Origin of the sequence: uncultured Streptococcus sp., from assembly GCF_963511325.1 — a bacterium.
Taxonomy (GTDB): Bacteria; Bacillota; Bacilli; order Lactobacillales; family Streptococcaceae; genus Streptococcus.
Map to the genome: position 1 here is coordinate 1 of NZ_CAUPII010000044.1, position 12,157 is coordinate 12,157.

The 12,157-nt window shown below is 40.8% G+C and carries 13 protein-coding genes; 4 read left to right on the forward strand and 9 right to left on the reverse strand.

The annotated features are described in order from the left end of the window. Nucleotides 1–518 (forward strand): transposase (locus RQ973_RS08920; RefSeq protein ID WP_399553152.1); only part of this gene is annotated, 518 nt, incomplete at its 5' end. Nucleotides 519–739: 221 nt separating this feature from the next. Here the strand turns inward: RQ973_RS08920 and RQ973_RS08925 are convergent. From RQ973_RS08925 to RQ973_RS08950, 6 genes are all read right to left on the reverse strand, one after another. Continuing rightward, a complete protein-coding gene (locus RQ973_RS08925; protein WP_311523727.1) occupies nucleotides 740–1,804 on the reverse strand; it encodes a HAMP domain-containing sensor histidine kinase in 1,065 nt (354 codons plus the stop codon). Then, a complete protein-coding gene (locus tag RQ973_RS08930; RefSeq protein ID WP_248034394.1) occupies nucleotides 1,804–2,499 on the reverse strand; it encodes a response regulator transcription factor in 696 nt (231 codons plus the stop codon). Before RQ973_RS08930 ends, RQ973_RS08925 begins: the two co-directional genes overlap by 1 nt. Before the next feature lie 123 nt (nucleotides 2,500–2,622). Further along, nucleotides 2,623–4,770 carry an SSURE domain-containing protein gene (locus RQ973_RS08935; RefSeq protein ID WP_311523728.1) on the reverse strand — a complete coding sequence of 716 codons (2,148 nt, stop codon included), beginning with the start codon at nucleotides 4,768–4,770 and terminating at the stop codon, nucleotides 2,623–2,625. A gap of 156 nt (nucleotides 4,771–4,926) precedes the next feature. Continuing rightward, nucleotides 4,927–5,592 (reverse strand): TrkA family potassium uptake protein, encoded by a 666-nt coding sequence (locus RQ973_RS08940; RefSeq protein ID WP_311523730.1) that lies wholly within the window; start codon nucleotides 5,590–5,592, stop codon nucleotides 4,927–4,929. Between the two features lie 13 nt (nucleotides 5,593–5,605). Beyond that, nucleotides 5,606–6,985, reverse strand: coding sequence for a potassium transporter TrkG (locus tag RQ973_RS08945; RefSeq protein WP_311523731.1), 1,380 nt, complete (start codon nucleotides 6,983–6,985; stop codon nucleotides 5,606–5,608). A gap of 32 nt (nucleotides 6,986–7,017) precedes the next feature. Further along, nucleotides 7,018–7,782, reverse strand: a complete 765-nt coding sequence (locus tag RQ973_RS08950) for a nucleoside phosphorylase (protein WP_311523732.1) — start codon at nucleotides 7,780–7,782, stop codon at nucleotides 7,018–7,020. 191 nt (nucleotides 7,783–7,973) lie between these two features. Between RQ973_RS08950 and RQ973_RS08955 the strand changes: the two genes are divergently transcribed. The 3 genes from RQ973_RS08955 (at nucleotide 7,974) to RQ973_RS08965 (ending at nucleotide 9,375) form a co-directional block, all read left to right on the forward strand. Continuing rightward, a complete protein-coding gene (locus RQ973_RS08955; RefSeq protein ID WP_049503387.1) occupies nucleotides 7,974–8,426 on the forward strand; it encodes a DUF3290 family protein in 453 nt (150 codons plus the stop codon). After that, nucleotides 8,423–9,055 (forward strand): DUF421 domain-containing protein, encoded by a 633-nt coding sequence (locus RQ973_RS08960; RefSeq protein ID WP_006154046.1) that lies wholly within the window; start codon nucleotides 8,423–8,425, stop codon nucleotides 9,053–9,055. Before RQ973_RS08955 ends, RQ973_RS08960 begins: the two co-directional genes overlap by 4 nt. A 116-nt stretch (nucleotides 9,056–9,171) precedes the next feature. After that, nucleotides 9,172–9,375 (forward strand): CsbD family protein, encoded by a 204-nt coding sequence (locus tag RQ973_RS08965; RefSeq protein ID WP_006153995.1) that lies wholly within the window; start codon nucleotides 9,172–9,174, stop codon nucleotides 9,373–9,375. Between the two features lie 162 nt (nucleotides 9,376–9,537). Here RQ973_RS08965 and RQ973_RS08970 read toward each other — a convergent pair whose 3' ends face one another. The 3 genes from RQ973_RS08970 to RQ973_RS08980 are packed head-to-tail and all read right to left on the reverse strand — an operon-like array spanning nucleotide 9,538 to nucleotide 12,001. Continuing rightward, nucleotides 9,538–10,161 carry a TetR/AcrR family transcriptional regulator gene (locus tag RQ973_RS08970; protein WP_049508119.1) on the reverse strand — a complete coding sequence of 208 codons (624 nt, stop codon included), beginning with the start codon at nucleotides 10,159–10,161 and terminating at the stop codon, nucleotides 9,538–9,540. Between the two features lie 39 nt (nucleotides 10,162–10,200). Then, nucleotides 10,201–11,283 carry an ABC transporter permease gene (locus RQ973_RS08975; RefSeq protein ID WP_006154045.1) on the reverse strand — a complete coding sequence of 361 codons (1,083 nt, stop codon included), beginning with the start codon at nucleotides 11,281–11,283 and terminating at the stop codon, nucleotides 10,201–10,203. Between the two features lies 1 nt (nucleotide 11,284). Continuing rightward, on the reverse strand, nucleotides 11,285–12,001 hold the full coding sequence (locus RQ973_RS08980; RefSeq protein ID WP_021144116.1) for an ABC transporter ATP-binding protein: 717 nt from the start codon (nucleotides 11,999–12,001) through the stop codon (nucleotides 11,285–11,287). Nucleotides 12,002–12,157 lie beyond the last annotated feature (156 nt).

Sequence of the window (12,157 nt, forward strand, 5' to 3'; positions counted from 1 at the left end):
AAGTCCTACTCACCTTCAACCTCTCTTTCTGTAACTTTATCTTCGCTAGACTTCTAGTTAATAAAACTGCCCTTGAGGTTACCAAACACCTCTATGACATCAAGAACACTCTTCACCAAGCGGATAAAGACTTCTTCCATCTCTTTCCTGTCATTCTTACCGATAATGGTGGGGAGTTTGCCAGGGTTGATGACATCGAAATGGATGTGCGAGGAGAGAGTAAGCTTTTCTTTTGTGACCCTAATCGCTCTGACCAGAAAGGGAGAATTGAGAAAAATCACACGCTGATTCGCGACATTCTACCTAAGGGAACTTCCTTTAACAATTTAACTCAAGAGGACATCAATCTCGTTTGTTCACATGTCAATAGCGTCAAGCGCGCTGCTTTGAATGGAAAATCAGCCTATGAACTCTTTGCTTTTACTTACGGAGAAGAAATTCCTAAGCTTCTCGGCATTTCTAAAATACCTGCAGAAGACGTCTGTCAGTCTTCTAAATTACTCCAACATAAGATCTAAAAACTAACCTTCAACCCCATTCAAACGTCTCACACTAACTTCCACCATAGCGGAACTTAATCTGAAACGCTTTCAGATGAGGGGATTTTGTGCGCTCTTTTTTTCGATTCTTTTCGGCTACAGAAGCGATGAAATCAAGCATTAGTAAAACCAGTGGAATTTACTCTGACACGGAATTCCACTGGTTTTTAGGATTTTTATCAGATTAACTTCCACTTTTACTAGCGGTGGAACTTAATTTGGGAATTTAGCCTAGAAAGTTTGAGAAGGAGGGTAAAGGTGCTTCCTAGGCCGTACTGGCTGGTAACTGTGATTTCTCCACCTAATTGATGGGCTAATTCACCCGCAATCGCAAGGCCTAGGCCATGACCACCCGTTTTCATATTGCGCGAAGTTTCGACACGATAAAGGCGTTTGAAAATATTCTCCAAATCCTCTGGGGCAATTCCCTGCCCCTCATCGGTCACACTGATTGAAAGCTGGTTCTTCTCCAGCTTAGCCACCACTTCCAGCTTGGTTCCTGGAGCTGAGTATTTAAAAGCGTTATTGACCAGATTCACCAAGATGCGAGAAAGTTTGGCATAATCTCCTTCAATCCGGGCAGACTCTGGAATCACCTGTAAGTGGACATCTCGCTCCTCCTGCTCAATCAAGAACTGAAATTCACTCATACACTCAATCAAGAGCTGATCCAGAAAAATGCTGTCTTTACTAGTCGTCTCTGCCTGATTTCTAGCTGTGTTTAAGGTCAAAAAATTCAACTCTTCAACCAGTTTATTAAGCCTTTCGGTCTGGCGTCCAATGGTTGCTAGATAATGGGCTTGTTCTCCTTCCTTGATAACTCCGTCCAAAATTCCTTCTACCGTCGCTTGGATAGAGGTGATGGGAGTCTTGATATCATGCGAAAGCTGGGCAATCATCAAGCCCTTTTCTCGTTCGCTTTCTTCCAAGGAATCAAAGGTCGCTTGCAAATCATGGGACATTTCATTGAAGGCTTGCCCTAACTGCTGAAATTCTACAGGCCCTTGAACCTCCAGATTTGAAGGAAAATCCTTGTCCGCTACTCGCTTGGCATGTTCCTTGAGTTTACCCAATGAAGTAAAGACTGGTGATAGGAGATAGAGACTAATCCCAGCACCAACAAAACTTGCCATGAGAGTCATTCCCACTAGGAAATAAATCTCTCTTTCGTCAATTAACATTCGCTGGACTGCCCAAAAAACTACGATAATCGTTAGGAGTGTTGAAATGATATACCCCACTAGAATATAACTTTTTAATTTCATTAACTACCTCGTGCTTTCTCAATTTTGTAGCCCAAGCCCCAGACAGTTTTGATAGTAGGCGTTTCTGCACTGGCATGTTTAGCCAACTCCTGTCGAAGAGCATGAATATGAACATTCAAGGTATTGGTATCATCCACATAGTCTTCTTGCCAGACCTTTTCATAGAGGTCTGTCTTAGAAAAAACCCGCTCTGGATTACTAGCTAAAAGCCATAGAAGTTCGAAGGATTTGACTGTCAAGTCAAGCGCCACATCTCCAACTTGGACCTCATGGCTACCGTGATTCATCCGTAAATCCCCAAGACTGACTACTTCTGTCTCACCTCCACGATGAAGGCGACGCAAGATATTGTGGACACGCAAAACCAGCTCACGTGGGCTAAAAGGCTTGGCAATAAAGTCATCTGCCCCTAAGCTCAGACCGTAAATCTTGTCCTGCTCACTGGTCTTAGCCGTAATAAAGAGAAAAGGCTGATCCGGATATTGATACTGGACCTCACTAATCAAATCATAACCATCCATCCGAGGCATCATGATATCTGTAATAATCAAATCAATCGGTTTTCGCTTGAAGATTTCTAAGGCCTCTACTCCATCATGAGCCACCAAAACCTGATACCCTGCCTGAACCAGATAGCGTTGATGAATATCTGTGATTTCTACCTCGTCGTCAACGAGTAAAATTGTCTTTCCCATCTGTCTCTCCTTTGAAAAAAACAGTGCTATACCACAATAGTATAACACTATTTTAATCGCTTTACGAACATTCTAATCGCTATCTGGATTTTTCAAATCCTAGATAGAAAGTCTGTAGCTAGACTAGTCATTTTCCTCTTTTTTAGCTTTCAAACCGAGACCACCCAGCAGTCCAGCCAAGGCGAGTCCAAAGAATCCAATAGCAGACATTGATGTTTGGGCTTCACCAGTATATGGAAGCATGTCTTTTCGGCCTTTCATTTTATCAGCCATCATTGGATTTGACGCCTTGTTATTAGCTGCCATCTTGCCTTCATCAGACATTTTCCTTGAGGCTGCTGGAGCTTGATCTTGTTTCATGCTTGGTGTTTCCATAGGCTGGCTAGCATTCATGGTTTTATCCTGCTCTTTGTTAGGCATCATCTTATCCTGACTAGCAGCTGGCATTTGCGAGTTCATCGGAGTAAGAGACTGATGTCCATTCAAGTTTACTGTCAAATCCTTAGTCGCTACCAGATTAGTTAAGTCGGGCTTGCCGTCTTTTGCGCCGTACACCTTGATAGTAGCTTTATAACTTTGAGTGCCGTTTTGTTTCAAGAGGTCAAGAAGCTCTTTATCTGATTTGCCTTGAGTACCGGCCAAATCCACTTCATAGAAGTAGAGACCTTTGCCCAATTTCTCTACTGGTGGGAGAGCAGGATTTTTAGCTGAACCATTGTCTGACCATGGGGCCTTGTCGGATGCTTTCAAGATAAGGCGAGTCAACATACCGTCACCAGCGAAGAATTCATATGGAATGACTTGGTTAACTCCGGCTGTGAATGGGCCTGGGAAGTTGGCTTTGTCCAAATAAGTGGCTGGGACATCTACTGTGTCTTTGGTGTTGTCGGCCACTCCTTTTTGAACTTCAGCAGGCGTAGTCAAGCCATTCAAGTTGACATCCAAATCTTTTGTCGCTACAAGATTGCTCAAATCGGCCTTGCCATCTTTTGTACCGTACACTTTGATAGTTGCTTTATAGCTTTGAGTGCCGTTTTGTTTTAACAAGTCAAGCAGCTCTTTATCTGATTTACCTTGAGTGCCGGCCAAATCCACTTCATAGAAGTAGAGACCTTTACCCAATTTCTCTACTGGTGGAAGGGCAGGATTTTTAGCTGAGCCGTTGTCTGACCATGGAGCCTTGTCAGAAGCTTTCAGGATAAGGCGTGTCAACATACCATCACCTGCGAAGAATTCGTATGGAATGACTTGGTTGACTCCGGCTGTGAATGGGCCTGGGAAGTTGGCCTTGGCCAAGTAAGTAGCTGGGACATCTACTGTGTCTTTGGTGTTTTCAGCCACACCTTTTTGTACTTCAGCTGGAGTGGTCAAGCCGTTCAAGTTGACATCCAAATCCTTAGTCGCTACTAGGTTGCTCAAATCTGCTTTGCCATCTTTTGCACCATACACTTTAATAGTAGCTTTATAGCTTTGCGTACCGTTTTGTTTCAAGAGGTCTAGAAGCTCTTTGTCTGATTTGTCTTGAGTGCCTGCCAAGTCCACTTCGTAGAAGTAGAGACCTTTGCCTAATTTCTCTACTGGTGGGAGAGCTGGATTTTTAGCTGAGCCGTTGTGTGACCATGGAGCCTTAACGGATGCTTTTAAGATGAGGCGGGTCAACATACCATCACCTGCGAAGAATTCATATGGAATGACTTGGTTGACGCCAGCTGTGAATGGACCTGGGAAGTTGGCTTTGTCCAAGTAAGTTGCTGGGACATCTACTGTGTCTTTAGTGTTGTCGGCCACGCCCTTTTGCACTTCAGCTGGAGTGGTTGCTGGTTGAGCTTCATTTGCTTCACGGTCTTGTCCAGAAACTGTAGGCGCAGGATTTGTCGCAGGTTTAACCGCATCCTCTGTTTCTTTCTTAGATTCTGGTTTTGCTTGCACTTCTTCTTTTGGCGCTACCACTTGGTCTTTATCAGCTACATTCACTTTTTCTGGAGAGCTTGTAGTATCCAAGCTTGCTTTAGGTGCTGAGTCTGCCTGTTCTGAAGGAAGAGCAGTATCGACTGCTTCTTTGAGAAGTTCTACTGGTAAGTCACTCTTTTCACTCACCGAAGTAGCATCTGGCCCAACTTGAGCCGGGGTTGGATTGACCACATCGGCACGTACAGAACTTGGTTGACCAACTAGGACAAAGAAGCCACTAGCCACAACAACTGAGGCAACACCGACACTAAGACGGCGGATAGACCAACGAGTATATCTCTGATTTGGATTGAATTTCATAGGATTCTCCTTAGAGTTTTTCTTTATTTGATGACTCTAGTATAATCTCCTAAAATTAAAAAGGATTAAGAAAAAGTTAAAATTTTTCTTAAATCCCTCTTATAAATTACTTATATTGACTCAATAGTCGTTGAAAAAAGAATAGTCATTCCTCTTCTACTCACTAAGGCTTGCTAGGGTATCCAAATATTGGTTATTAATCACCGCCATGATATAGGTATCCGGTTTTAATAAATCATTTGGTCCAAACTGTACATCTAAGGGAGCATTTTCGTAGTCACGAAAACCGAGGATATTGAGATTGTATCGTCCTCGAAGGTCTAGTTGACTAAGACTCTGCCCTGTCCAGGACTGTGGAATTTTCATCTCGACAATTGAGACATTCTTGTCCAACTGAAAGACATCTACACTGTTATTAAAGAGAATCGTCTGTGCCAACGAACGACCCATCTCAAACTCTGGTGAAATGACTGAATCTGCACCGATTTTTTCAAGGACTTTTTTTGCTGTATGACTTTTAACCTTAGCAATAATAGTCGGTACCCCTAGACTCTTGCAATGCATGACTGCAAGAACACTAGACTCTAGATTTTCACCAGTTGCGACGACTACGGTATCGCAGGTATCAATTCCAGCCGATAGCAAGAGCTCTTCATCGGTGATATCTCCAACAACACCACGCGCCAAGACTGGTTCAAATTGATTGATTCGTTCCTCATGGTCATCAATGGCTATGATATTTACATCATGCTTAGCAAGAGCGGCGAGAACACTACTCCCAAAAATACCCAAACCTAAAATTCCGATTGTCCGATCTGACATAGTTTATCCTTTCTTATCCTATGGTTATATCTGCTTTCATATAGTGAATCATATCTTTCTTATCTGGCCGATACTCAGCCAAACTGACTAATAGCGTCAGTGGCCCAATTCGTCCGATAAACATCAGTAGCATGACAATGCTGAGAGCTAATTTGCCTAATTCTGGTGTCAAATTAGCAGTTACTCCAACCGTAGCAAGTGCTGAAATAGTTTCAAACATCAGGTAGATAAATTTCGGATTCCCTTCTGCTGTTATTCCTAGTAAAATCAAGCCAACCAGAAAAGTCAATAAAAAAATAATGAAGACACTGAATGATTTTTGGACTGTCCGAGGTTCAATCGTTCTCTGTGCTACATTGGCATGAGGTAAGCCTAAAAATTCACTGCGTGCGAATACCAACAAAACAAAGAAGGTCGTGATTTTAAGTCCTCCTGCGGTTCCTCCAGGTGCTCCACCGAGAAACATCTGTAAGATATAGATCAGTAAAGTAACAGGCCGAGCCTGGGTGTAATCAATAGAAGCAAAACCTGCTGTTCTCATGCTAACAGTTTGGAAGAAGCTAACCAGCAATTTCTCAGGGATACTGAGATTTCCAATCGTTCCCGAATTGTTCCACTCTATCAAGAGGGTTGAAACTGTTCCAGCAAATAAAATCCCCGCTGTTAAGAAGAGAACTAGCTTAGTATGGAAACGAAGACGGCGTTTTTTCTTCTTTCCCAATTGAGTGGCTAAATCAAACCAGACCATAAAACCTAGACCACCTGTAATAATCAAGCCAGCAATCACTAGATTAACCAAAGGATCTGTCTGAAAGGCTAGCAAACTCGTACTTCCAAAATTATCAAATCCAGCATTACAGAAAGCTGAAATCGCCAAGAAGATAGACGTTAAAACACCTCGTCCCCAACCAAACTCGGGGATAAAACGAAAACTCAGCAGAAAGGCTCCGAAGCCTTCTACTAGAAAAGTCGTCAGGAAGATGGAACGTAGAAAATCCCTCAGAGACTGGGTTTCTTCGAAGCTAAAGCTCTCCAGAATCGTTTCTCGACCTCGAAGACTGAGTTTTTGCTTGCCCTGGATATAGAAAATTCCGATAAAGGTCATGAGACCCAAACCACCAATCTGAATCAAGAACATACAGATCAGCTGCCCCCAGACATTGTAGGTCGAAGCGACAGGTAAGGTAAAAAGTCCTGTCACACAGACCATAGATACGGCTGTAAATAAATGATCAAAGTAACCGGCATGAGATGTTGGAGATTGTACAAATGGCAGACTCAAAAGGAGAGACCCCAAGAGGATAACTAAAGCAAAACTTAAAAAGATTCTCCGAGCGGGTGATAAACGTCCTAGAATGGTATTTATTTTTTCAACAATTGATTTTAATAACATAGCTACATTGTACCACAAAAATCTGAGAATACTCACATATGACTAACAATCTCAAGGCAGAGACCTAGCGCCTTATCAAAAGCTTCCGAACCCCAATCGCGGCTATCATAGTTTTCTAAATCGGCTAAAGAATCTGCGGTAAAGAGCAACTCTCCCCAGACAACCCCACGTAGCTGGGCTACTGCTGCAAGAGCTGCACACTCCATCTCCACAACTGCACAGCCTTCTTCCTTGCGATAGGCAACTTTTTCAGCTGTTTCTCGGTAAAAACCATCTGTCGACCAAGTCATAACCTCTTCATAAGGAATGCCTAGTTGTTCCAAGACTTGCTCAATAGCAGAAATCGCTTCTACATGTACATCCATATAACGAGAAGGCGCTGCATAGTGGTAGCTGGTCCCCTCATCGCGTAGGGCTCGAACTGGAACTAGAAAGGCATTTTCTTCTATATTACTCAGCACCCCGCAGGTTCCCGTGGAAATGATTTTCTCCACACCGTAACCAATCAACCAATCCATAAACTGGGCCGCAGGGGCAGAACCAACAGGAGCCTGAGCCAGACATACTTCCTCACCCTTGTAACTCATGACATAAACAGGATAGGTTTTAGTGGCAGACACAAACTCCCCAACGCACTCCGCCTCTACTTCCTGAGCAAAGCGGTCAATCTCCTCCTCCAAAAATGCATAGATGCACTTCTTTGGCAACTGTAAATCTAATCCTTCGTGATTTGGCATGATAACTGCCTGAGGATTATCATCAAACTCTAAAATAGGAATGGCATGTTTTTGAATCATAGAGTACCTCCTCTAAATTTGTACTATTATAACAAAAGCAAAACGAAAGTCAAGACGGAAGCCTAAGTCAAATCAGAAAAAACCTACCTTAAGTAGGAAACAACAATTAAATGCTTTTTTCGTCATAATAAACTTGCTATAGCTTAGGAATTATCTTATAATAGATTGAATTTGAAAAAGGGAGAAATCTTATGAAATTCTATTCCTATGACTATGTGCTCAGTCAGATCAGTCAACAGAATTGGGCCATGATTATCGTATCAGCTTTACTGCTGATCGTGACTGGATTTTTTGCATTTAAAGCTTTCAAAGATAAAAAAGGGAGCAAGTTCCGTGAATTATCGCTCATTTCTATTTTGACCTTAATCGCATTCGTTTTGATAAGCATTACGAATCTTCAAAACAGTCAATCCAATGATAATCAATTCCGCTCTTCCCTAAACTTTATCGAAGTCGTTTCAAAAGAATTAGGTGTAGATAAAAAAGAGGTCTATGTCAATACCTCAGCAGTAACTGATGGAGCTATTATTAAGGTTGGCGAACATTTTTATCGTGCCATTAGCGGGACTGACCAAGATAGCTATTTATTAGAAAAAATGGAACTCTATAAATCAGATGTTGAACTCGTGGAGGTTGAAAAATGATAAGCTTTTTTGCTACGATTGCAATTAAATTAGCCTTGGGGCTACTTTCTCTTGTTTTTGTTATTAACGTAACAGGTAAAGGAAATTTAGCACCAAGTTCTGCAGTAGATCAAATCCAGAACTTTGTTCTCGGGGGTATTATCGGTGGGGTTATCTACAATAGTTCTATCACCATCATCCAATACATTGTTATCCTCATTATTTGGACTATTCTCATTTTACTCCTCAAATGGTTGAATACCAATGTTTCCTTCATTAAACATCTGATTGACGGAAAACCTACGATTATCATTAAAAATGGAACATTAGATCCAGAAGCCTGTCGCTCAAAAGGTCTAGCTGCTGCTGATGTTGCTCTTAAATTGCGCGCTCAAGGAATCTTTCAATTAAAGGATGTCAAGAGAGCTGTGATTGAGCAAAACGGACAACTAATTGTCGTAAGAATGGGTGACGAAAATCCTAAGTACCCAGTCATCACAGACGGTGTTGTCCAAGTTGAAATCCTAGAAACCATTGGCAAATCCGAGGAGTGGCTAACTGAGAAATTGAAAGAAGAAGGTTTCGAAGAAGTCTCAAATATCTTTATCGCTGAATATGATAAAGGTCAATTGAATGTTGTAACCTATTAAAAAATAAACTGATGCTTTTCGTATCAGTTTTTTGCTTTTTAGCATAAAAGGGTATATACTTAAACCAATATCTGATGTAATTTAGATAATACAAAAAATTAACGGAGGTATCCCCCATGTCAATCGAAGAAAAATTCAACCAAGCTAAAGGTTCTGTTAAAGAAGGCTTTGGTAAACTAACTGGCGATACAAAAACTCAAACAGAAGGAGCTGCAGAAAAGGTAGCTTCAAAAGCTAAAGAAGTTGCTGAAGATGCAAAAGAAGCTGTCGAAGGTGCAGTATCTGGCGTAAAAAACATCTTTAAAAAAGACGGAGAATAATTCTTTCTCGTCCTAATAACATAAGAAACTCTTATTCCAAGCTGTTAATATGCTAGGGATAAGAGTTTTTTCTTTAAATTATTATGTTTTTTAATATTAGAAAATACTTCTTATGATGTGTTGCTCAACCTAAAGCAAAAAGAACTAATTCCTATACTCCTCCTATTTCCACAAACCACCTAAGATTTGTTTTTCCAATAAGCCTAAGTCCTCTTCTCTCATTTCGCCATTGACGCCAACGACATATAGTTGAGAGAAGTAAGCTAACAATGGACCTATACAGATGCGAACCATTTGAGGAATCGTTATCTCTGGATTTACACGTGGATCTGCTAGCAATTCCTTATGAAGCACTCGAAGTTTATCTTGAATAGCATTCCAGATAAAAATCTGTTCATTTTTTAGTTTTTTATTTGAAAAACTCTCTTGTAGAATGATTTTCATCAAGGCACGATTTTTTTTGAGATAGCTCATACGATTATGGACGAGATAACGAACCCTCTCTTCTGTCGTTTCAAAAGCTAAGAGTTCCTCAAAAAAACTACCGAGAATGCCTGGGACTACAGGATGTAAAATAGCCGTCAGTAAATCATCCTTCGTCTTAAAATACTTAAACAAAGTTGCCTGGCTTAGTCCAGCACGCTCAGCTATGTGAAGAGTTGAGGTCCCATGGTAACTCCTGGTTGATATGAGATCCACTGCTGCCTGCATGATTTTTTTCTTTCCTTGAGGGTAATTCGCTTCTTCTAAGTAATCTTCAAACGATTCAAAAACAGTCTTATCCATCCAATCTTCACACCTTTTTAGCATTATTTATGTTGATTTCTAAACTTTACGATAACGACGCAATCCAACAATATTGAGAATTGTTAAAATGATCAAGAAAATCATTAAAACACCAAGATTTGACAAAATATCACCAAGATTGTGTCCGTAAAGAATAATCTGGCTTATTGCATCACCAGAATAGGTTAATGGCAAAAATTTCCCCACAGTTGGAGCCCATTCTCCCATGGATGACAATGGAATAATTCCTGAGAAAAAAAGTTGGGGCATAATCACGAGAGGAATAAATTGCATCATTTGGAATTCTGATTTTGCTAGAGTAGACAAGAGAATTCCAAAAGCTAGTGCTACAAGAGCCAGTACCACATTAACTATTATAACATTTAAAATATTTCCTACAACTTCTACATCTAGTAGCCAAATTGCTGCTAAAACGACAACTGCCGTTTGAAAAATCGCAATAATACCGTAAGACAACATATAGCCATAGACGATTTCAGAACGTTTCACTGGGGTTGCTAACAAGCGATCCAAGGTTCCACTTGTTCGCTCTTTCAACAGTGCCATACCAGAAATCAAAAAGACAAAGAAGAAGACCACAAAGCCAATTAAAATTGGAATCATACGTGCAAAGAATCCAGTATTTTTATCTCCATATTGGTAAGATTCTTTGATTTCAGGCGCCTTTTCATCTAATTTCAATTGTGGAAGAGCTTGTTTGACACGAGATAATAACTGATCGGTGCCTTCATTGACGATACTTGTTCGTAACACTTGTCGTGTCATAGTTGTTTTAGAAGCATCCGTATTTGCGTAGTCGACCTGATACTCACCATCTTTATACGATATGACTGCATCTACTTTCTCGTCAGCTAGAGCTTTTTTAGCCTGATCTAAGTCTTGATAAGTCTCGACGTCCACATGATCGAGCTCATCCATTTTTGTTACCAAACCAGTTGGTAGATCTTGTGTCGCTAACTTGACATTCACGGTTGTACTAGCTGAAAACATGAGGTTCATCAGCCACATAATAAATACCGGCGCTACAAACATCATAGCCAAGGTTCGTTTGTCACGAAGCAATTCTTTGATAACTTTTTTAGCAATAGCAATGGTTCTCATCTTACTCTCCTTCTGCTTTCAAAAAGACTTCTTCAATACTTGAAACTTGATAACTATCTTTTAAGTGTTGCGGTGTATCAAAAGCAATGATTTTTCCACCTAATAATAAGCCGACCTTATCCGTTAACTCTGCTTCATCCATAACATGGGTAGTAACTAATATCCCTACCCCATTGTCTCTAAGCGCGAATAATTCTTTCCAGATTTTCTTTCGAAGAGAAGGGTCGATTCCAACTGTCGGTTCGTCCAAAATCAAGAGCTGAGGATTCCCCAGAAGCGCGACGGCTAAAGACAAGCGTCGCTTCATTCCTCCAGAATAACCGGATACCGTTTTATTCAAATGCTCTGTCAGATCCACAACTTGAGCCACATGGGCAATTTCAGCTGTCAGATCTCTTTTGGATAGCCCTTTTAGCTGACCAAAAAATTCTAGATTTTCTTGACCTGACAAGGCCTCATAAAGAGCATCAGACTGAGCCATATAGCCAATATCACCTAAAATATGACGATTTGGCATAGTATGGTCCAAGACTAAAGCGATACCGCTATCCGCCTTTTCCATTCCTAGCATGGTTTTAATCATAGTTGATTTACCAGCACCTGATGGACCGATTAGACCAATGATTTCTCCAGGCTGTAAATCAAAACCAACGTGATCTAAGACCATTTGACGACCAAAAGATTTTTCTAAATCTTTTAAATGTAACAATTTTTTCATTTGAATCCTCCTAGGTGAGTATTTACTCACTTTTGAAATATAAAACTATTATAGTGAGTATCCACTCACTTGTCAAGTTGAAAGTTGATAGTTGAAAAAAAGGTAATTTCTCAAAGTAACTTCCACTTTCCTGACCAAAGTGGAAATTAGTCTAAA

What these genes read in the sequence shown, in the direction of transcription:
- RQ973_RS08935 (WP_311523728.1), bottom strand. Translation starts at nt 4,770, where the DNA reads ATGAAATTCAATCCAAATCAGAGATATACTCGTTGGTCTATCCGCCGT.
- RQ973_RS08925 (WP_311523727.1), bottom strand. Translation starts at nt 1,804, where the DNA reads ATGAAATTAAAAAGTTATATTCTAGTGGGGTATATCATTTCAACACTC.
- RQ973_RS08960 (WP_006154046.1), top strand. Translation starts at nt 8,423, where the DNA reads ATGATAAGCTTTTTTGCTACGATTGCAATTAAATTAGCCTTGGGGCTA.
- RQ973_RS08930 (WP_248034394.1), bottom strand. Translation starts at nt 2,499, where the DNA reads ATGGGAAAGACAATTTTACTCGTTGACGACGAGGTAGAAATCACAGAT.
- RQ973_RS08975 (WP_006154045.1), bottom strand. Translation starts at nt 11,283, where the DNA reads ATGAGAACCATTGCTATTGCTAAAAAAGTTATCAAAGAATTGCTTCGT.
- RQ973_RS08970 (WP_049508119.1), bottom strand. Translation starts at nt 10,161, where the DNA reads ATGGATAAGACTGTTTTTGAATCGTTTGAAGATTACTTAGAAGAAGCG.
- RQ973_RS08980 (WP_021144116.1), bottom strand. Translation starts at nt 12,001, where the DNA reads ATGAAAAAATTGTTACATTTAAAAGATTTAGAAAAATCTTTTGGTCGT.
- RQ973_RS08955 (WP_049503387.1), top strand. Translation starts at nt 7,974, where the DNA reads ATGAAATTCTATTCCTATGACTATGTGCTCAGTCAGATCAGTCAACAG.
- RQ973_RS08950 (WP_311523732.1), bottom strand. Translation starts at nt 7,782, where the DNA reads ATGATTCAAAAACATGCCATTCCTATTTTAGAGTTTGATGATAATCCT.
- RQ973_RS08965 (WP_006153995.1), top strand. Translation starts at nt 9,172, where the DNA reads ATGTCAATCGAAGAAAAATTCAACCAAGCTAAAGGTTCTGTTAAAGAA.
- RQ973_RS08945 (WP_311523731.1), bottom strand. Translation starts at nt 6,985, where the DNA reads ATGTTATTAAAATCAATTGTTGAAAAAATAAATACCATTCTAGGACGT.
- RQ973_RS08940 (WP_311523730.1), bottom strand. Translation starts at nt 5,592, where the DNA reads ATGTCAGATCGGACAATCGGAATTTTAGGTTTGGGTATTTTTGGGAGT.